Source organism: Pseudomonas sp. 910_21 (assembly GCF_052850735.1).
The window spans coordinates 270,318-290,426 of record NZ_VXCY01000010.1 but is presented as its reverse complement, the minus strand read 5'-3'; the positions used below and the strand labels follow the sequence as shown (position 1 = coordinate 290,426).

Genomic DNA, 20,109 nt, shown 5'->3' with positions numbered 1-20,109 from the left:
GTGTCTTGCGCGCAAGAAGTTAGATCGTTGTAGACAGCCGATCGCCAGCAAGCCGGCTCCTACAGAATAGGGCACGGCATGCCAGCGATACGGTTAAAGCGCTTTGACGTCGATGATTTCCACGTCGAAGGTCAAGGTCTTGCCGGCCAGCGGGTGGTTGAAGTCGACGGTGACTTGAGCATCATCGAAGGCTTTGACCACACCCGGCAACTCAGTGTTCGCCGCGTCATTGAAGATCACCAGCAAACCTTCCGACAACTCCATGTCCTGGAACTGCGAACGCGGGATGACCTGCACGTTCTGCGGGTTGGGCTGGCCAAAGGCGTTTTCCGGCTCAATCGTCAGGTTGCGCTTGTCACCGGTCTTGAAGCCGAACAGCGCCGCCTCGAAACCAGGGAGCAGGTTGCCATCGCCGACCTTGAAGGTCGCCGGGGCCTTGTCGAAAGTGCTGTCTACGGTATCGCCGTTCTCCAGGCGCAATGCGAAGTGCAAAGTGACTTCCGTGTTCTGACCGATGCGTTGCTCAGTCAATACCTGTTCAGTCATGAACGGCTTCTCCGGTTTTCTTGCTCTTGAACATATCCAGGGCCAGCATCACTGCACCAACAGTGATAGCACTGTCGGCGAAGTTGAATGCCGGGAAGTACCAGCGGTTCTGCCAGTGCACCAGGATGAAATCGATCACATGGCCCAGGGCAATGCGGTCATACAGGTTGCCCAGGGCACCGCCCAGCACCAGGGCCAGGGCGATGGCCAGCCAGGTTTCGTTACGCCCCAGGCGCTTGAGCCAGACCACCAGCACCGCGCTGACCACGATCGCGATCAGGGCGAACAGCCAGCGCTGCCAGCCGGAGCTGTCCGCAAGGAAGCTGAAGGCTGCACCGGTGTTATAGGCCAGGGTCCAGCTGAAGTACTCAGGGATCACCACGATCTGCTGGTACATGGTCAGCGAACTTTCGAAGTGCAGCTTGCTGACCTGGTCAATGACCAGGACCAGCACGCTCAACCACAGCCAGCCCAAACGGCCAAAACGGCCTGCGGCGTTAGGCATAGTGACGAACCTCGCCCGAACCGCTGATGTTATCCACACAACGACCGCAGATTTCCGGGTGCTCAGGGTTCACGCCGACGTCTTCACGGCAGTGCCAGCAACGGGCGCACTTAGGGAAGGCCGACTTGACGACTTTGAGCTTGAGGCCTGGTACTTCGGTAGCCACGGCGTCTGCTGGTGCCTGGGCAAACGGTGCCAGGCTGGCGGTCGAGGTGATCAGTACGAAACGCAGCTCGTTGCTCAGTTTGGCCAAGTCGGCGGTCAGACCATCCTCGGCAAACAGGGTGACTTCGGCTTGCAGGTTGCCACCGACGGCCTTGGCCGCACGCTGAACTTCCAGCTCCTTGTTCACCGCTACCTTGACCGCCATCACGCCTTCCCAATACTCGCGGCCCAGCTCGAAGTCGGCCGGCAGTTCGGTCAGGCCTTCGTACCAGGTGTTGAGCATCACAGACTCGTTGCGCTCGCCCGGCAGGTATTCCCACAGCTCGTCGGCGGTGAAGGCCAGGATCGGAGCGATCCAGCGCACCAGCGCTTCAGAGATGTGATACAGCGCGGTCTGCGCCGAACGACGTGCCTTGCTGTTGGCGCCGGTGGTGTACTGGCGGTCCTTGATGATGTCGAGATAGAAACCACCCAACTCCTGCACGCAGAAGTTGTGGATCTTCGAGTACACGTTCCAGAAGCGGTATTCGCCGTAGTGCTCCTGCAACTCGCGCTGCAGCAACAGGGTACGGTCCACGGCCCAACGGTCCAGAGCAAGCATGTCCTCGGCCGGCAGGATGTCAGTGGCCGGGTTGAAGCCGGTCAGGTTCGACAGCAGGAAGCGTGCGGTATTGCGGATACGGCGGTAGGCGTCGGCGCTACGGGCCAGGATCTGGTCCGACACGGCGATTTCGCCCGAGTAATCGGTCGAAGCTACCCACAGACGCATGATGTCGGCGCCCAAGGTGTCGTTGATCTTTTTCGGCTCGATCACGTTCTTCAGCGACTTGGACATCTTGCGGCCCGTCTCGTCGACGGTGAAACCGTGGGTCAGCAGTTCGCGGTACGGCGCGTGGTTGTCGATGGCACAACCGGTCAGCAGCGAAGAGTGGAACCAGCCGCGGTGTTGGTCAGAGCCTTCCAGGTACAGGTCGGCACGTGGGCCGTTCACGTGGCCCATCGGGTGCGATCCGCGCAGCACGTGCCAGTGAGTGGTGCCGGAATCGAACCACACGTCGAGGGTGTCGCTGATCTTGTCGTACAGCGGCGCTTCGTCGCCCAGCAGCTCGGCGGCATCCAGCTTGAACCAGGCTTCGATGCCTTCCTGCTCAACACGCTGAGCCACTTCTTCCATCAGCTCGACAGTGCGTGGGTGCAGCTCGCCGCTTTCCTTGTTCAGGAAGAACGGGATCGGCACGCCCCAATTGCGCTGGCGGGAAATGCACCAGTCCGGACGGTTGGCGATCATCGAATGCAGGCGCGCCTGCCCCCAGGCCGGGACGAACTTGGTGTCTTCGATCGCTTTGAGCGAGCGCGCACGCAGGGTGTCTCCGCTGACTGGCTCTTTGTCCATGCCGATGAACCACTGCGCGGTGGCACGGTAGATCAACGGACTCTTGTGACGCCAGCAGTGCATGTAGCTGTGCTTGATAGTGTCGGATTGCACCAGTGCACCGACTTCGCGCAGCTTCTCGATGATCGACGGGTCGGCCTTGAAGATGAACTGGCCGCCGAAGAACTCCAGCGAAGGCGCGTAAACACCATTGCTCTGCACCGGGTTGATGATGTCGTCATTCACCATGCCGTACTTCTTGCAGATGACAAAGTCATCCACGCCGTAGGCGGGCGAGCAGTGAACAATGCCGGTGCCCGAACCCAGCTCCACGTAGTCAGCCAGGTACACCGGCGACAGACGGTCATAGAACGGGTGACGGAAGTTGATCAGTTCCAGCGCGGTACCGGTAGTGGTGGCGATCACCGAACCTTGCAGTTCGTAGCGAGCCAGGCACGCCTCGACCATCTCCTCGGCCAGCAACAGCAGGCGATCGCCGACGTCCACCAGGGCGTAGGTGAATTCCGGGTGCACGTTCAGCGCCTGGTTGGCCGGGATGGTCCATGGGGTGGTGGTCCAGATGACGATGGCGGCCGGCTTGGGCAGGCTTGCCAGACCAAAGGCCTCAGCCAGCTTTACGTCGTCAGCGACCGGGAAGGCCACGTCGATGGTCGAGGACTTCTTGTCTTCGTACTCGACTTCCGCTTCGGCCAAGGCCGAACCGCAGTCGAAGCACCAGTTCACAGGCTTGAGGCCCTTGAACACGAAACCGCCCTTGACGATTTCGGCCAAGGCGCGGATTTCACCGGCCTCGTTCTTGAAGTTCATGGTCTTGTAGGGGTTGTCCCACTCGCCCAAAACGCCCAGACGGATGAATTCGGACTTCTGCCCCTCGATCTGTTCGGTGGCGTAGGCACGGCACAGTTCGCGGGTTTTATCCGCGCCCAGGTTCTTGCCGTAGGTCACTTCGACTTTGTGCTCGATCGGCAGCCCGTGGCAGTCCCAGCCCGGAACATAAGGCGCGTCGAAACCCGACAGGGTTTTCGAGCGCAGGATCATGTCCTTGAGAATTTTGTTCAGCGCATGACCGATGTGAATCGTGCCGTTGGCATAAGGAGGGCCGTCGTGCAGGACGAATTTCGGACGATCCTTGCCAATCTCGCGCAACTTTCCGTACAGGCCAATGCTGTCCCAACGCTGCAGAATCTGTGGTTCGCGCTGAGGCAGGCCGGCCTTCATTGGGAAGGCGGTGTCCGGAAGGTTTAACGTGGCTTTATAGTCGGTCATTTAAGGCTCTTCATTAGCGATTGGCGCTATGGATACGTGCCACTTGGGCACGGGCGGCGGCAACATCCGCATTGATCGCCGTCTTCAACGCCTCCAGGGAGGCGAAACGCTGCTCTTCACGCAGCTTGTGGTGGAAAACCACCGTCAAACGCCGGTCATACAGATCGCCGGCAAAATCTAAAAGATGGACTTCCAGGTGGGCCTTGCCATCACCTGCGACCGTGGGCCGCACGCCGATATTGGCGACGCCGGGCCAGGTCTTGCCGTCGATCTCGACACTCACCAGGTACACCCCGGAAAGCGGCACGCGACGGCGTTTCAACTGCACATTGGCCGTGGGCGTTCCCAGCTGGCGCGCCAGTTTCTGGCCGTGCAGTACCCGACCGGCAATCCGGTACGGACGGCCCAGCAGACGCTCGGCCAGATCGAAATCGGCAGCGGCCAGGGCATTGCGAACCTGGGTGCTGCTGACGCGCAGGCCATCGAGTTCGACGGTCTGCGCCGCCTCGACGGTAAAACCGTGGGTCGCGCCGGCCTGCTGCAGGAAGTCGAAATCGCCGACCCGGTCGCAACCGAAGCGGAAGTCATCACCCACTTCCAGGTGCTGTACACCGAGGCCGTCTACCAGGATTCGCTCGACAAATTCGCTGGCGCTGAGCTTGCTCAGGCGCTGGTTGAAGGCCAGGCATAACACCCGGTCGACACCGGCATCAGCCAGCAACTGCAGCTTGTCACGCAGGCGGGCCAGACGCGCCGGGGCCGTCTCGGGGGCAAAGAACTCCCGCGGCTGGGGCTCGAAAATCACCACGCAGCTGGGCACGCCCAACTCGAGCGCACGTTCACGCAGCCGGCCCAGGATAGCCTGGTGACCACGGTGAACACCGTCAAAGTTGCCAATAGTGGCGACGCAGCCCCGATGCTGGGGGCGCAGATTGTGGAGGCCTCGAACCAGCTGCATAACGCGCTTCTTGCTCATAAAGTGGTCGATTATAACCACACCCGGCGGCCGACGACAGGCAGCACCGCACCCAATGTGGTTGAACCGACAAAACCGATGCCTGCCCTGCCCTGGTAGCTAAACAGCCGTCAGTTCAAGGCCTTGCGATTGAAGTCGCGCAAACGGAAGCCCAGCAGTGCCAACATGCCGAAATACGCCACCACCCCAGCCACCACTAGCATGCCCAGGCGCAGAAAACGCTGGAGCATGTGGCCCTGGTCCCAAGCCGGCATGAAGTGCATCAGGCCCAGCAATACCGCGGACATGACGGCTACCGCCAGCAGCAACTTCAAGGTGAATCCCCCCCAGCCGGGTTGCGGCTGGAACATCTGCTGCTTGCGCAACTGATAGAACAGAAGACCGGCATTGATACATGCCCCGGCACTGATGGCCAGAGCCAGGCCCGCATGCTTCAAGGGACCGATAAACGCCAGGTTGAGCAGTTGGGTGACGATCAGCGTAAAGATGGCGATCTTCACCGGCGTGCGAATGTTCTGCTGCGCATAGAACCCCGGCGCCAGCACCTTGATCACAATGATCCCCAGCAAACCTACGGCGTAAGCCACCAGGGCACGCTGGGTCATGGACGCGTCGAAAGCGCTGAATTCACCGTACTGAAACAGTGACACGGTCAGCGGCTCGGCGAGGATGCCCAGCGCCAGGGAGCACGGCAACACCAGGATGAAACACAGGCGCAGGCCCCAATCGAGAATCCGCGAATACTCTTGACGGTCCTTGCTAGCGTAGGTTTTGGCCAGGGTCGGCAGCAGAATGGTGCCCAGCGCCACCCCCAGCACACCGGACGGCAACTCCATCAGGCGGTCGGCGTAATACATCCAGGACACCGAACCGGCCACCAGAAAGGAGGCGAAGATAGTGTTGATAATCAGCGAAATCTGGCTCACCGAGACCCCGAGGATCGCCGGCAACATTTGCTTCAGCACCCGCCAGACGCCGGTATCGCGCAAATTCAGGCGTGGCAGCACCAGCATGCCGATCTTCTTCAGATGCGGCAGTTGATAGAGCAACTGCGCCAGGCCACCGGCCAGCACCGCCCAGCCCAGGGCCATGACCGGCGGATCGAAGTAAGGCGTCAGGAACACCGCAAAGATGATCATGCTGACGTTGAGCAGGGTCGGCACGAACGCCGGCACCGAGAAGCGGTTCCAGGTATTGAGAATCGCCCCAGCCAGGGAAGACAGCGAGATCAGCAATATATAAGGAAAGGTCACCCGGAGCAGATCGGAGGTCAGGGCAAATTTTTCCGGGGAGTCGACAAAACCCGGCGCCGTCGCCCAGATCACCCAGGGTGCAGCGATGATGCCCAGGGCAGTGACCAGGGCCAGGACCAGGGTCAGTAAGCCCGAGACATAGGCAATGAAGGTTCGAGTCGCCTCCTCCCCCTGCTGACTCTTGTACTCCGCCAGAATCGGCACGAAGGCTTGGGAAAAGGCCCCCTCGGCAAAGATTCGCCGCAACAGGTTGGGCAACTTGAAGGCAATGAAGAAGGCATCCGTAGCCATCCCGGCGCCGAACGTGCGCGCGATGATGGTATCGCGGACAAACCCCAGTACCCTGGAAAGCATCGTGATAGAGCTGACCGCGGCCAATGACTTGAGCAGGTTCATGAAAAGGTTGTTTGCCTGTAGATAAACAGCAGGCGAAAAGACGCCCACTTATGCGATACTCCGCGCCGCAACAGCACAGAGCCAAAGCTCGCGAGTTTACAGGTCAAGCGCCGGAAATAAATATCCCGCCTCTTCAGATCGACCACTCAGCGGAACGCATCAGCTGCCCTTGACAAGACTTCAACTCATCGGCATGATTCGCGGCCTATTTTGTTTGCTATTTCCCAAAAAGTCTTTCGAGGAGCTCGACGGTGGCCAACACACCTTCCGCCAAAAAACGTGCAAAACAGGCTGAGAAGCGTCGCAGCCACAACGCCAGCCTGCGTTCCATGGTTCGTACCTACATCAAGAACGTAGTTAAGGCCATCGACGCCAAAGACGCTGCTAAAGCGCAAGCTGCTTATGTTCTGGCAGTGCCAGTTATCGACCGTATGGCCGATAAAGGCATCATCCACAAGAACAAAGCTGCTCGCCATAAAGGTCGTCTGAATGGCCACATCAAGGCTCTGAACCTTGCTGCTGCAGCCTAAGCGACACGCTTGTTAAAAAACCGACCCAAGGGTCGGTTTTTTATTGCCTGCAATTTACCCCACCACAACAAGCCAGCCCCCAACAGGAGCCGGCTCGCCAGCGCTCAACAGATCACTGATGAGGCCAAGGCAGAATCGGGATCGCCGTTACCGCATTCTGCGGACTACCCTCGATCACACGATCGCTATAAACCAGATACACCAGGGTGTTGCGCTTCTTATCGAGGAAGCGCACCACCTGCATGGTCTTGAACACTAGCGAGGTGCGCTCCTTGAAGACCTCATCACCATCCTTGAGCTCACCCTTGAACGCGATCGGCCCCACCTGACGACAGGCAATGGACGCCTCGGCACGATCCTCCGCCAAGCCCAGCCCACCCTTGAGACCACCCGTCTTGGCTCGCGACAGATAACAAGTCACACCATCCACCTTGGGATCATCGAAAGCCTCGACCACGATCCGGTCGTTCGGCCCGACAAATTTGAACACCGTGGACACCTGACCAATTTCCTCGGCCGACACCATGAGCGGCATCGCCAAGAGCAGACCCAACAATCCTTTTGCTATGCGCATTCGCTTTTCCTTAGGTCACTTACACCAGAATCAGGTTATCGCGGTGAACCAATTCCGGCTCAGCCATATAACCCAGGACACCGACAATCGCATCAGAGGGCTGACCGATGATTTTCTGCGCCTCAAGCGCACTGTAGTTGGCCAGGCCACGGGCAATTTCACGCCCATCAGGCGCCACGCACACCACCATTTCGCCGCGACGGAAACCACCCTGGACCTGCTTGACCCCCACCGGCAACAGACTCTTGTTGCCCTGAGACAGGGCCGACACAGCCCCCTCATCCAGCACCAGGGTACCGCGGGTTTGCAGATGCCCGGCAAGCCACTGCTTGCGCGCCGCCAACATGCCACGCTCCGGCGACAGCAGGGTACCAATGCGCTCCCCCGCCTTCAGGCGATCCAGTACCCGCTCCAGACGCCCACCAACAATAATGGTGTGCGCCCCGGAGCGCGCCGCCAGCCGCGCCGCTCGCAGCTTGGTTTGCATACCGCCACGCCCCAACGCCCCACCGGTACCACCAGCCACGGCGTCCAGCGCCGGATCATCGGCCCGCGCCTCGTAAATCAGCCGCGCACCGGGATTGTTGCGCGGATCAGCATCGAACATACCATCGCGATCCGTGAGGATTACCAGCAGGTCAGCCTCCACTAGATTGGCCACCAGCGCCGCCAGGGTGTCGTTATCGCCGAAGCGGATTTCATCGGTCACCACGGTGTCATTTTCATTGATCACCGGAATCACCTTGAGCTCCACCAGCGCCCGCAGGGTACTGCGAGCATTGAGGTAACGCTTACGGTCCGACAGGTCGTCATGGGTCAGGAGAATTTGCGCCGTATGCCGACCATGCTCGGCAAAGCTCGACTCCCAGGCCTGCACCAGACCCATCTGGCCGATAGCCGCAGCCGCCTGCAGCTCATGCATCGCACTCGGTCGTGCGGTCCAGCCAAGGCGACTCATTCCGGCCGCCACGGCGCCCGAAGAGACCAGTACCAATTCGACACCGGCCTCATGCAAGGCCACCATCTGCTCGACCCACACGCCCATTGCCGCGCGATCCAGCCCTTTGCCGTCCGCCGTCAGCAGTGCACTGCCGATCTTAACGACCCAGCGCTGCGCACCCGTCACCTTGCTCCGCATCTTATTCAACCTTTGCCAGCGAGCGGCGCGACCGAGCGCCACTCATGGGGTTATTCGTATTTAAGCCTTGCAGATACCAAAACGCCGCTCGAATGAGCGGCGCCTTGGGAGCTGGCTGGCAGCGATGATAACACCGCGCCCGCCCAGATAAACCGTGTTCGCGGGCGAGCCCGCACCCACAGGATCAGTCGCGGACGTAGATGATTTCCGGGCCGTCCTCGTCATCCACATCTTCTTCATCCCAATCATCGTCGCCGATGTCGTGGACACTCTTGACGCCGCTGCGGCGCAGGGCACGCTGATCATCCAGCGCTTGCAACTGGGCACGCGCCTCATCTTCGATGCGCTGATCCAGCTCAGCCAACTCATCGGCGTAGGCCGGGTCAGCTGCCAGGCGATCAGCACGATCTTCCAGATAACGCATGATGTCGCGACTCAGACGCTCGGTACCATCCTTGGAGATGGCGGAAATCACATACACCGGGCCAGTCCACTCCAGGCGATCAACGATCTCCTTGACGCGCTCCTCGTGCTCCTCCTCAAGGATCTGGTCGCTCTTGTTCAGCACCAGCCAGCGCTCACGCTCAGCCAGAGACGGACTGAACTTGACCAATTCATTGACAATCACTTCAGCCGCATCCGCCGGACTGCTTTCATCCAGCGGCGCCATGTCCACCAGGTGCAGCAGGATGCGTGTACGCGCCAAGTGCTTGAGGAAGCGAATCCCCAGGCCAGCACCATCGGAAGCCCCTTCGATCAGACCAGGAATATCGGCGATCACGAAACTCTTCCAGCGGTCGACACTGACCACGCCCAGGTTTGGCACCAGCGTGGTGAACGGGTAGTCGGCCACTTTCGGCTTGGCGGCGGAAACCGAGCGAATGAAGGTACTTTTACCGGCATTCGGTAAACCCAGCAGACCGACGTCCGCCAACACCTTCAATTCCAGCTTGAGATCACGCTGCTCACCCGGTTTGCCCGGCGTGGTCTGTCGTGGCGCACGGTTGGTACTGGACTTGAACCGGGTGTTACCCAGGCCGTGCCAGCCACCCTGCACCACCATCAGACGCTGACCAGCCTTGGTCAGGTCGCCGATGACTTCCTGAGTACCGGCATCAATGATGGTGGTACCAACCGGAACTCGCAGCTCCAGATCCTCACCCTTCTTGCCGGTGCAGTCGGTGCTGCCACCGTTGGAGCCGCGCTCGGCATCGAAGTGCCGGGTATAACGGTAGTCCACCAGGGTGTTGAGGTTTTCGTCGGCAACCATGTAGATCGAGCCACCGTCACCACCATCACCGCCGTTGGGGCCACCGTTCTCGATGAATTTTTCCCGACGGAAACTCATGCAGCCATTGCCGCCGTCGCCAGCTTTTACTCGAATCGAAACTTCATCAACAAACTTCATGATCAAACGCCTCTCGCCGCACGGGCGAGCTGAAGAAACCAAGACATAAGACTCTTGCAAAAATGAGCGCAGCGACCTCAATCAACGACCGAAACATCCAACGCTGGCAGCTCGTACAAACAGTTTTGCAAGAGACTCATCCCACAAACGAAAAAGCCCCGTCGCGAGACAGGGCTTTTCCAGCGATCGCGCAATTAAGCTGCGACGACGCTCACGTAACGACGACCGAAGGCGCCTTTTACTTCAAACTTGATCACGCCTTCGATTTTCGCGAACAGGGTGTGATCTTTACCCATGCCAACGCCGTAGCCAGCGTGGAATTGGGTGCCGCGCTGACGCACGATGATGTTGCCGGCCTTGATGACCTGGCCGCCATACATCTTCACGCCAAGGCGTTTGGCTTCTGAGTCGCGACCGTTACGAGTACTACCACCAGCTTTTTTGTGTGCCATGAGTTCAATTCTCCTAGTGAGGAATTAGGCTGAAATTAAGCCTGAATACCGGTGATTTTGATCTCGGTGAACCACTGGCGGTGGCCCATACGCTTCATGTGGTGCTTACGGCGACGGAACTTGATGATGCGGACTTTATCGTGACGACCTTGGGAGATCACTTCAGCCTTGACGGTTGCGCCAGCAACAACAGGTGCACCGATGTTCACGTCGTCGCCATTGGCAACCAACAGAACGCGGTCAAAAGTCACGGATTCGCCAGTGGCGATTTCCAGTTTTTCGATCTTCAGGTATTCACCTTCAGCGACCTTGTATTGCTTACCGCCGGTAACGATTACTGCGTACATGGTATTTCTCCGATAATCCTGCTCACCCAGCTCTTTATAAGAAGAGGTATTGGCTGGCATGGCTGCATGGGGCTGGAACGGCCCAAGTGCAATTGCGTAAGGCAGGTGCTGCCCAGGAAGTTCAGGGTGCGCGATTGTACGCAAGGCACAATAGCGATGCAAGTGCCGTTCAGGCGGCGCGGAGTCCCGCCAGGACCGCGCCTTGACACCTGCGGACGCGGGTCCTAGCATGCCGCGCAACCCTTCTGGAGCACCTGTCGCTGATGCAACCCCAAGCTTTCTACCGCGCGGTGGCGGACGATTTTAGCGCCGTCGACGGCATCATCAAGAAACAGCTGACTTCCCGAGTGCCGCTGGTTTCAAAAATCGGCGACTACATCACTTCGGCCGGAGGCAAGCGCCTGCGTCCTTTATTAGTGCTGCTGTGTGGCAAGGCACTGGGGCGCGAAGGCGACGATTTGCGCCTGCTGGCTGCCACCATCGAGTTCCTGCACACCGCCACCCTGCTGCATGACGACGTAGTCGACATGTCCGGCATGCGCCGTGGCCGCTCGACCGCCAACGCCATGTGGGGCAATGCGCCCAGCGTGCTGGTGGGAGACTTCCTGTACTCTCGCTCGTTCGAAATGATGGTCGAACTCGGCTCGATGCCAGTCATGCGCATCCTGTCCCAGGCCACGCGGATCATCGCCGAAGGCGAAGTCCTGCAACTGTCCAAGGTACGCGACGCCAGCACCACCGAAGAAACCTATATGGAAGTCATCCGCGGCAAGACCGCGATGCTCTTCGAAGCCTCAACCCACAGCGCTGCCGCCCTGGCCGGTGCCACAGCGGAACAGGCTGAAGCCCTGCGCACCTTCGGCGATCACCTGGGCGTAGCCTTCCAACTGGTGGACGACCTGCTGGACTACCGTGGCGACGCCGAAACCCTGGGCAAGAACGTGGGTGACGATCTGGCGGAAGGCAAACCCACCCTGCCGCTGATCTACACCATGCGCGAAGGCACCCCAGAGCAAGCAGCTCTGGTTCGCCAGGCCATTCAGAAAGGCGGTATCGAAGACCTGGAAAGCATCCGTGCAGCCGTTGAAGCCTCGGGCTCCCTGGACTACACCGCACAGCTGGCCCGCGACTATGTCGCTCGTGCCATCACTTGCCTGGAAGCCCTGCCTCCCAGCGAATATCGCGATGCCCTGGTGGAGCTCAGTGAATTTGCGGTCGCCCGCACCCACTGACAGCCTCGGCTCCTACTGACCCGTAGGAGCCGGGCCACCGACGAAACTCCCCACGCCCCCCCTCGCCAACAAAACCCTATACAATGTGCGCTTTTTAGCCATCCTGACTTTGAGGAGCTTAAGTGAGCACTTTGCCACCCTGCCCAAAATGCAATTCCGAATACACCTACGAGGACGGCACCCAGCTGATCTGCCCTGAGTGCGCCCACGAGTGGTCCGCCAGTGGCGAAGCCGAGGCCGCATCCGATGAAGCCGTGAAAAAAGATTCAGTGGGCAATGTGCTGCAAGACGGCGACACCATCACCGTCATCAAGGACCTCAAGGTCAAGGGCACGTCCCTGGTGGTCAAGGTCGGCACCAAGGTCAAGAACATCCGCCTGTGCGATGGCGACCACGACATCGACTGCAAGATCGATGGCATCGGCCCGATGAAGCTCAAATCCGAGTTCGTCCGCAAAGTGTGATGCCTACCCCCTCTCGCGCCCGCCGCGAGAGGGTCCCCCCCAATCCCCCCGCCCCACTTGATCCAAGCACTTGCTAGCACAAAGCCAGTCGATTTGATCGAAAACAATTTCTACACAGAAAAAGACAGAAACCGCCAATAGGCACTTGCTATTCATTGAATAAGAATTATTCTCATTGAACCCCATTCAAGGAGATAACGACCATGACTTATTTGATTGATGCCTGGCTGGACCGCCCACACCCTTACCTGCGAATCCTGCATCGGGAAACCGGGGAAGTCTGTGCGGTACTGGAAGAGGAAGCCCTGAGCGAGCTGCAGGACCAGGGAGATCTGGACCTGAACGGCTTGAGCTCCAGCGAACCGCTGGTACTCAAGGAATTGGTGCGCAACCTGTTTTTGTTCTGCTACGCCAGAGCCTTGCGGCCGACCGGAACCGATGGCCACAGCCTGAGCGCAAAGATCCGTCTATGAAACCCAAGCCGATGAAGGGGCAAGCTAACTGGCGATGAACAAAGTGCAATGCGCTACCGTCATCGCCAGCTGGCTGGCTCCTACACAGGTTACAGAACGTCCAGCAGCTCGACGTCGAACACCAGAACGCTGTGCGGCGGGATGCTGCCCACGCCTTGTGCGCCGTAAGCCAGTTCGCTCGGCACGTACAGACGCCACTTGCTACCGGCGTTCATCAGTTGCAGCGCTTCGGTCCAGCCAGCGATCACGCCGCCTACCGGGAATTCAGCAGGTTGGCCGCGCTCGTAGGAGCTGTCGAATACAGTGCCGTCGATCAGGGTGCCGTGGTAGTGAGTACGCACGCTATCTTCACGAGATGGCTTGGCGCCATCGCCCTGGGTCAGCACTTCGAATTGCAGGCCGGAAGCCAGAGTGGTGATGCCTTCACGCTTGGCGTTTTCTGCCAGGAAGGCCAGACCGGCACCTGCAGCAGCTTCGGCTTTGGCAGCGGCTTCAGCCTGCATGATTTCGCGGATGACCTTGAAGCTCGCGGACATCTCTTCCTGACCCACACGGCTTGGCTCACCGGCGAAAGCATCAGTCAGACCCGCGAGGATCGCGTCCAGGCTCACGCCCGGTGGAGGGTTGTCGCGCAGTTGGTCGCCCAACTGACGGCCAATGCCGTAGCTGACGCGGGTTTCGTCGGTGGACAGATTTACTTCGGACATGACACTGCTCCGCTGTGCGGACGGCTCGGGAAAGGCCGCAGGAACACAGCGCCTCCCGGAGCGCCCGGAATCAAAAGGGCGAGCAGACTAGCACAGAAGCCCGGCACGGATCATCGCCGTACAGGGCCTTACCCCCCCGAGTGCAAGGTGATGGGCACTTTCAGGCTTTCCTCGACACCCGCGGACAAACCACACATCTCGTCATGCACTGAGGTGTGAATCAGGTTGAACGGCAACCTGGGAAAGGACTGCAGGACTTCACGGGCATGCTCCACAGAGCGCAGATGAAACATCTGGCCCTGGGCATCACTCAGAGGATAAGCCGCCCCATGCATGCGCGCCTCAAGCAGATAGATCCCGCCCTCCAGGGAGATCAGGTTCAATTCGTCGACCTTTCCGGCAATAGCGTAGGCATTCATTTCCTGCAGGTTCATGAGCGCACCTCGTGCTTTTACAGCCCTGACAGCTACAGGCATATGCCCCAGCCAGGAAAAGCACAAGCCACAAACAACGCCGCCCGTCCGTTTCGCAACGGCCGGGCGGCATTCAATCAAGCAGCGGGACCTGTCAGTGCTTGGTCAGCTTGTCCAGGTAACCCATGGCAAACGCCGAAATCACGAACGTCATGTGAATCACCACGTACCACAACAGGTATTCGGTGGGGGTGTTCTTGGCGTCCATGAACACTCGCAACAGGTGGATCGACGAAATCGCCACGATGGACGCGGCCACCTTCATCTTCAACGACGACGAGTCCATCTTGCCCAGCCAACTGAGCTTCTCCTTGTCTTCGTCGATGTCCAGTTGCGACACGAAGTTCTCATAACCGGAGATCATCACCATCACCAGCAGGCCACCCACCAGCGCCATGTCGATCAACGACAACAGCACCAGGATCAGGTCGGACTCAGCCATGGAAAACACATTGGGAATGACGTGGAAGACTTCCTGGAAGAACTTCAATGCCAGTGCCAGCAGGCCCAGGGACAAACCGAAGTAGATCGGCGCCAGCAGCCAGCGTGAGGCATACATTGCATTTTCGATAAAACGTTCCATTGAATCTCGCACCCGGTGTAAAAACGGCGGCGAGTATATCAGCGCCCGAAAACCCCATAAACCACAGACAATCACCTGACCCACGGGTTTTTCCGGTGTTTTTTTCTGCTAGTGTCGAAGCCATTGCTAACGCTCACCGACATTGGACAGGAAGACTGGAAATGGATGTGCGATTGCCTTTGGCCAGTGTCGGCCTTGGTCTGGCGCTGCTGATCAGCGGCTGTTCCCCCAGCGACGAAAAGAAACAGGCGAGCCTCGAAGAGAAAACCGCACAGTTTGAACAGTCGCTGGATGCCATCCAGGACCCTAAGCTCAAGGACGCCATCGCCGATCTTGGCGGCTCCCTTCTGCTGCTGGAACGGGCACAGCTCAAGCTCGACAGCAAGCCACTGGAAACCGAATACGGCGACGACAGCCTGGCCCTGCTCAAGCACTACCCCACCGCCCAAGCTCTGGTGGACACCTACGTCAACGGTCTGTTCGTACTGCGCAAATCCTCCAGCTCCGACTATTTGACCGATCTGCAGCCAGTCTTCCCCTTCAGCTTCAACATGCCCGCACAGTTCCCGTTTCCCCACGGCCTGGAATGGCAGTCGGTGACCCTCAGCAACAAAAAAGTCATCCCCTTCCAACCCGAATGGTCAGAGACCGATCCGGGTATCCAGCTAAGCCCTTCCAGCTCCAACCTGACCAATCCGGATGACTTGACCATCACCTACCCCTTCATCGAGGGCCTGGAGGTGGACAACAAGAACCAACCGCAGCCGGTTTCCCTGCAAGGCAAGCTGGAGGTGATAGCCCCAGGTCGGGTACTCGATTTTGAACTGACCAGGGCCGACATCGGCAAACCGCGCCAGGACGGCAATATCCGCCTGACCCTGTTGACACTGGACAGGAACGTCGCCGAGATCGAGCTGAGCAATAGCGCCCCCCTTCCCGAAGAAGCCAACGATGCTTCCCTCAATCCCTTGCTGACCCAGGCCCGCGACAGCAGTGGACAGATTCTTTCCCGCGCCGGCTCGATCAACGAAAGTGCCCAGCAGATTGCCTTCTACAGACAGCAGTTGGCCGAGATGCAAAAGCAGAAGGGGTGGAGCGAGGCATTCGAAAAACAACTGGAGGACGAGCAACAGGTCTTCGACCAACAACACACCAATCATTACGCCAAGGTGTATTTCAATGGCCTGGTGGATCGGCTGGAGGTCGCAGTACTGGATTTCTCCCAGGCCAGTATGACGCGCAAGGACCTTGACCTGCCGGTACATCGTTTCGACCGCAATACCACCGACAGGAATATTCAACCGCTGCCAATGCCGGTGGTGGTCTATGACGATCAAGCCACCCACTACCTCAAGGGCGCACAGCTGGACGAAGAGTCACTGAAAAAATCCGTGACCATCAGCCAGTCGGTGGAAGATGCCAGCGCGGCGCGTATCGAGTTCAGCCATCCACGAACCTTCAATGACGAGTTGCTGGGCTCGGAGTTCAGCACCAGCAATACCCCGCTGACCTTCTTCACCCAGAACGAGAAGGGCCAGAGGGGCGAACCGATCGAACTGCCGGACGAAGCCTTCGACATCGATCCATTGCGGAGCGTCATCACCTACGACCTCAACCTTTTTCCGGAAACCCCCGCCTACGCCGTGGGCTCCATTCCTCTGTTCCTGGCCACCATCGAGAAGAGCAGCATCAACGCTCAACAGCTGCCCAAAGGCCTCGAACTCAAGGGCAACGCCTTGATCGTCGATCAGAAACTCTTTCCCGCTGACGCCTGGCGCTTCTATGCCAAGGACGCCAGCGGCCAATACTTGAAGGAGATTCTTGCAAGCAGCCACAGCGCCTCGGCCGACGGTCCGGCCTTGTTCGATGTGCACTACTTCTACGGCCAGCCCAGCCAATTGGAAAGCTACACCCGCAGCGAGCTCGACACTGTGGAATACGGCTTCGAGGTCAAACTCGAAAAAGCCGAGTCGGCGCCTCCGGCCCCCTAGGGATCAGTGTTCGGGATGGAACTGGAAATCACCGGCATTGCGTCCCCGCTCACCATTGATCTGACGTAACTGGGCCTGCAGATGCAGGCACCAGATCTGTGGATCATCGGCCAGCTGATAGCCGTGGGTGGTCAGGCTTTCAACAATCGAATCAAGGATCGACTCCGCCACCACAGGCCCACAGAACGGGCCCTGGGATTTGATCGCTGAGGGTTGTTCACCCGCCATTCCGGCGGCGAAGAGAAGGGTCCACATACCGTTGTCCCCCGCCAGTGGGCGGACGCTGCATTCGATACGGGTGACCAGGCCAAGGCATTGGCGGGTGAGGCAAAGGTTGCGCGACATGGCGGCGACCCTCGGTAGAACCACTGTTCAGCCTTCAGTAGAGGGCTGTTTCGATCCAGCGACGACTGTCGTTCTCCTTGCCCTGAGAATAGAAGAAAAGCCTGATAAACAAAGTTGACCGATCCAACAGGCGCCGAATGGTCTATTTTGAGAAATTGGCGTCAGCCCCCTGACGCCACTGGCGAGGATCAGTGCCCTCGCCAGCAGCCACCGTCACGCCGGCTTGGTCTCTGTCAGAGCCTCTTGCGCCAGTTCCTTTTCCGCTTCTTTCAGGTCTTCTTCGCTGATCATCTCGGCAATGACCCGCAGGCGCTCCACCACCCGCGCGTTGACGCTGCCTTCGGGGAACTGCCCTTCGGCATCCGGTTCACCCGCCGGCTCGCCCACCAGCAGACTCAGGGCCTCATCAGCCTGACGCACCGCGTACACGTGGAACTTTCCGGCACGTACTGCCTGCAGCACCTTCTCGTCGAGCATCAGAGTGGCGACGTTGGCCTGGGGAATGATCGCGCCCTGCTCTCCCGTCAAGCCGCGGGCTTCGCACAGGCGGAAGAAGCCTTCGATCTTCTCGTTGACCCCGCCCACGGCCTGCACCTCACCGAACTGGTTGATCGAGCCGGTGATGGCGAAACACTGTTTGAGCGGAGTTTTCGACAGCGCCGAAATCAACGTGCAGGCCTCCCCCAGGGAAGCGCTGTCGCCGTCCACATAACCGTAGGACTGCTCAAGGGCAATGCTCGCGGAAATCGCCAGGGGGAACTCCTGGGCATAGCGACTGCCCAGGTAACCGGTCAGGATCATCACCCCCTTGGAGTGGATGGGCTGGCCAAGATTGACCTCACGCTCGATGTCGACGATGCCACTGCCACCGGGGTAAACCGTGGCGGAAATCCGCGCCGGCACGCCGAACGCCGAATCCCCCACTTCCAGTACAGTCAGGCCGTTGCACTTGCCCACGGCGGCACCATCGGTGTCGATGAGAATGATGCCGGCCAGCATGTCATCGAGAATCCGCGCCGATACCCGACCGGTACGAGTGGCCTTGGCCTTCAGCGCCCTTTCGATATGCCCGGCGTCAGTCATCTCGTCGGAAGCCAGGTGGCGGATGAAGTCGGCCTCGCTGACCAATTGGAACAGGTCGCCGATCCGCGCCGACAGACGCCCCTGGTGCTCTGCAAGACGCGCACTGTAAGTGGCCAGGCGCGCTACCGCATCAGCGGTCAGCGGGGCCATGCCCTCCTCCGAGGTGCGGGTTTTCAGCAACTGGGCAAATTGCTCCAGGCTTTCATCCACCATCGGGATGTCTTCGTCGAAGTCCACCAGCACCCGAAACATTTCCTGGAAGTCCGGATCCAGGTCCTGCAGCGTGTAATACAGCTGGCGAGCACCAATGATGATGACCTTGACCTGCAGCGGAATCATCTGCGGCGTCAGGGTCACGGTGGCCAGACGACCCATCTCGCCCAGGGGCGACTCCATCTTCAGCTTACGCGACTGCAAGGCGCGCTTGAGGGCGTCCCAGACAAAGGGTTCGCTGAGCATCTTCTCGGCTTCCAGGATCAGGAAGCCGCCATTGGCTCGATGCAGTGCACCGGGACGCAACTGCCGGTACGTGGTGTAGAGCGCGCCCTGGTCGGTGCTGTACTCGATCCGGCCGAACAGGTTGTCGTAGGTCGGATGAGGCTCGAACACCACCGGAGCGCCGCCACTGGCCGGGTGGCCCACCACCAGGCTTGGGCAGTACTGCTCTTCCAACAACTTGCGTGCCACCGCATCGGTCTTGCTGTCGTCAACCAGTTGCTCGACCACAGTCTTCAGCAGATAGACCTGCATGGCTTGCAAGTAACCGCAGACCGCAGCGTTCTCGGCGTACTTCTCGGACAGTGGCGCCAGCAACGGCTGCAGAGCCAGGGTGATGGTTTCTTCATTGAGCTGACGCAGTTGGTTGCTCGACTCGCGCTTCCACTGCGGCAAGCTCGCCAGCTCTTCATTAAGGCGCTCTTCCAGAGCGGAAATATCCTCGTGAAAACGCTCGCGATCAGCCTCCGGCAGTTGGGCGAACTCGGCTTCGTCCAGGGCCTTGCCATCGAGCATCGGGGTAAAGGCGATATTGCTGCTGTCGCGGTACAGCGCCACATCCTTTTCCAGGGCCAGGCGCTCGATCACGTCCAGCGCGCGGTCATAACGCTGGTTGAAGGCGCGGTCGATGGCGCTCTTCTTCTGCTGATAGGACGGATGCTCGAAGACTGCCGGGAACGTCGCCAGCAGGTTATCGATCAAACCGTTGATGTCGCTGATGAAACTGCCCGCGGCACCGGCCGGCAGTTCCAGCGCCCGAGGCTCCCGGGGCTCGTCGAAATTGTTGACATAGACCCAGTCAGACGGGGTCTGCAGGCGCTTGCCTTCAGCCTTCAGATAGCGCTTTACGAAAGAGAAGCGTCCCGTGCCCGGTTCACCCATGACAAACACGTTGTAACCGGGGCGTGGCATGGCGACGCCGAACTGCAAGGCTTCGACCGCACGTTCCTGGCCAAGCACACCGCGAAAGGGCTCCAAATCATTGGTGGTCGAGAAGCTGAACTGTTCAGCAGAAAAAGGGCGGGTCAGCGCTTCAGGCGCAAGACGCAGGCTGGCAGCAACAGGATCAGGCATCGGGCTTCCTTACATCAGGCGGGGCAGATGGCGGCATTCTGGCGCCGGGTATGCCCGGCTGGCAAGGCGCGCCTCAGGGGAAAGCATAGACAAGGCGGATGCAGCTACCCGTCCCATGTAAAACCAGCTGTTTCAGGCATTGTTTTGTAAAATTCTACGGAACCCATGGAACATGCCTAAACTCCAAACTGCGCGGCTGGATAGATAACCGGCCCACTGGCGCCCCTAAGGGCCAGTCTC

At 59.4% G+C, this 20,109-nt stretch carries 20 protein-coding genes; 5 read left to right on the top strand and 15 right to left on the bottom strand.

Annotation, left to right across the window (positions count from 1 at the left end; genetic code table 11):
- Window positions 1-93 precede the first annotated feature (93 nt).
- The 5 genes from fkpB to murJ form a co-directional block, all read right to left on the bottom strand.
- Window positions 94-546: an FKBP-type peptidyl-prolyl cis-trans isomerase gene (fkpB, locus tag FW796_RS28155; RefSeq protein WP_446440431.1), complete on the bottom strand. Its 453-nt coding sequence runs from the start codon at window positions 544-546 to the stop codon at window positions 94-96.
- Window positions 539-1,051, bottom strand: a complete 513-nt coding sequence (gene lspA, locus FW796_RS28150) for a signal peptidase II (RefSeq protein ID WP_123724474.1) — start codon at window positions 1,049-1,051, stop codon at window positions 539-541. Before lspA ends, fkpB begins: the two co-directional genes overlap by 8 nt.
- Window positions 1,044-3,875: an isoleucine--tRNA ligase gene (ileS, locus tag FW796_RS28145; RefSeq protein WP_346635991.1), complete on the bottom strand. Its 2,832-nt coding sequence runs from the start codon at window positions 3,873-3,875 to the stop codon at window positions 1,044-1,046. The genes lspA and ileS overlap by 8 nt, the downstream gene beginning before the upstream one ends.
- Window positions 3,876-3,888: 13 nt before the next feature.
- Window positions 3,889-4,833, bottom strand: coding sequence for a bifunctional riboflavin kinase/FAD synthetase (gene ribF, locus FW796_RS28140; RefSeq protein WP_346635990.1), 945 nt, complete (start codon window positions 4,831-4,833; stop codon window positions 3,889-3,891).
- A gap of 128 nt (window positions 4,834-4,961) precedes the next feature.
- A complete protein-coding gene (murJ, locus tag FW796_RS28135) occupies window positions 4,962-6,500 on the bottom strand; it encodes a murein biosynthesis integral membrane protein MurJ (RefSeq protein WP_346635989.1) in 1,539 nt (512 codons plus the stop codon).
- Window positions 6,501-6,751: 251 nt separating this feature from the next.
- Between murJ and rpsT the strand changes: the two genes are divergently transcribed.
- The gene (gene rpsT, locus FW796_RS28130; protein WP_016967023.1) at window positions 6,752-7,030 is read left to right on the top strand and encodes a 30S ribosomal protein S20; all 279 of its coding nucleotides are present in this window, start codon (window positions 6,752-6,754) and stop codon (window positions 7,028-7,030) included.
- A 112-nt stretch (window positions 7,031-7,142) separates the two neighbouring features.
- Here the strand turns inward: rpsT and FW796_RS28125 are convergent, their stop codons facing one another.
- The 5 genes from FW796_RS28125 to rplU form a co-directional block, all read right to left on the bottom strand.
- Window positions 7,143-7,604: a CreA family protein gene (locus tag FW796_RS28125; protein ID WP_346635988.1), complete on the bottom strand. Its 462-nt coding sequence runs from the start codon at window positions 7,602-7,604 to the stop codon at window positions 7,143-7,145.
- A gap of 19 nt (window positions 7,605-7,623) precedes the next feature.
- Window positions 7,624-8,742, bottom strand: coding sequence for a glutamate 5-kinase (gene proB / locus FW796_RS28120; protein ID WP_446440430.1), 1,119 nt, complete (start codon window positions 8,740-8,742; stop codon window positions 7,624-7,626).
- Window positions 8,743-8,926: 184 nt separating this feature from the next.
- The gene (gene cgtA, locus FW796_RS28115) at window positions 8,927-10,150 is read right to left on the bottom strand and encodes an Obg family GTPase CgtA (protein WP_123724470.1); all 1,224 of its coding nucleotides are present in this window, start codon (window positions 10,148-10,150) and stop codon (window positions 8,927-8,929) included.
- A 194-nt stretch (window positions 10,151-10,344) separates the two neighbouring features.
- Window positions 10,345-10,602 carry a 50S ribosomal protein L27 gene (gene rpmA / locus FW796_RS28110; RefSeq protein ID WP_003228360.1) on the bottom strand — a complete coding sequence of 86 codons (258 nt, stop codon included), beginning with the start codon at window positions 10,600-10,602 and terminating at the stop codon, window positions 10,345-10,347.
- Window positions 10,603-10,637: 35 nt separating this feature from the next.
- The gene (gene rplU, locus FW796_RS28105) at window positions 10,638-10,949 is read right to left on the bottom strand and encodes a 50S ribosomal protein L21 (RefSeq protein WP_007924746.1); all 312 of its coding nucleotides are present in this window, start codon (window positions 10,947-10,949) and stop codon (window positions 10,638-10,640) included.
- A gap of 263 nt (window positions 10,950-11,212) precedes the next feature.
- Between rplU and FW796_RS28100 the strand changes: the two genes are divergently transcribed.
- From FW796_RS28100 to FW796_RS28090, 3 genes are all read left to right on the top strand, one after another.
- Window positions 11,213-12,181: a polyprenyl synthetase family protein gene (locus tag FW796_RS28100; protein ID WP_123724469.1), complete on the top strand. Its 969-nt coding sequence runs from the start codon at window positions 11,213-11,215 to the stop codon at window positions 12,179-12,181.
- Window positions 12,182-12,303: 122 nt separating this feature from the next.
- Window positions 12,304-12,645: a zinc ribbon domain-containing protein YjdM gene (locus FW796_RS28095; protein ID WP_016967028.1), complete on the top strand. Its 342-nt coding sequence runs from the start codon at window positions 12,304-12,306 to the stop codon at window positions 12,643-12,645.
- A gap of 203 nt (window positions 12,646-12,848) precedes the next feature.
- Window positions 12,849-13,118, top strand: coding sequence for a PA4570 family protein (locus FW796_RS28090; protein WP_123724468.1), 270 nt, complete (start codon window positions 12,849-12,851; stop codon window positions 13,116-13,118).
- A gap of 89 nt (window positions 13,119-13,207) precedes the next feature.
- Here the strand turns inward: FW796_RS28090 and FW796_RS28085 are convergent, their stop codons facing one another.
- From FW796_RS28085 to FW796_RS28075, 3 genes are all read right to left on the bottom strand, one after another.
- The gene (locus tag FW796_RS28085; RefSeq protein WP_346635987.1) at window positions 13,208-13,825 is read right to left on the bottom strand and encodes an FKBP-type peptidyl-prolyl cis-trans isomerase; all 618 of its coding nucleotides are present in this window, start codon (window positions 13,823-13,825) and stop codon (window positions 13,208-13,210) included.
- A gap of 128 nt (window positions 13,826-13,953) precedes the next feature.
- Complete coding sequence (locus FW796_RS28080) at window positions 13,954-14,259, bottom strand: DUF6482 family protein (RefSeq protein ID WP_446440429.1); 306 nt, start codon at window positions 14,257-14,259, stop codon at window positions 13,954-13,956.
- A 133-nt stretch (window positions 14,260-14,392) separates the two neighbouring features.
- Entirely contained in the window at window positions 14,393-14,881 is a 489-nt protein-coding gene (locus tag FW796_RS28075; protein ID WP_015637095.1) for a TIGR00645 family protein, read from the bottom strand.
- Window positions 14,882-15,042: 161 nt separating this feature from the next.
- On the opposite strand from FW796_RS28075, the gene FW796_RS28070 reads away from it, so the two are divergent.
- On the top strand, window positions 15,043-16,872 hold the full coding sequence (locus tag FW796_RS28070) for a hypothetical protein (RefSeq protein ID WP_446440428.1): 1,830 nt from the start codon (window positions 15,043-15,045) through the stop codon (window positions 16,870-16,872).
- A 3-nt stretch (window positions 16,873-16,875) separates the two neighbouring features.
- Here the strand turns inward: FW796_RS28070 and FW796_RS28065 are convergent, their stop codons facing one another.
- Both FW796_RS28065 and FW796_RS28060 read right to left on the bottom strand, forming a co-directional pair.
- Window positions 16,876-17,217, bottom strand: coding sequence for a PA4575 family protein (locus FW796_RS28065; RefSeq protein ID WP_123724465.1), 342 nt, complete (start codon window positions 17,215-17,217; stop codon window positions 16,876-16,878).
- A 213-nt stretch (window positions 17,218-17,430) separates the two neighbouring features.
- Window positions 17,431-19,869, bottom strand: coding sequence for a Lon protease family protein (locus FW796_RS28060; RefSeq protein ID WP_346635984.1), 2,439 nt, complete (start codon window positions 19,867-19,869; stop codon window positions 17,431-17,433).
- Window positions 19,870-20,109: the final 240 nt, after the last annotated feature.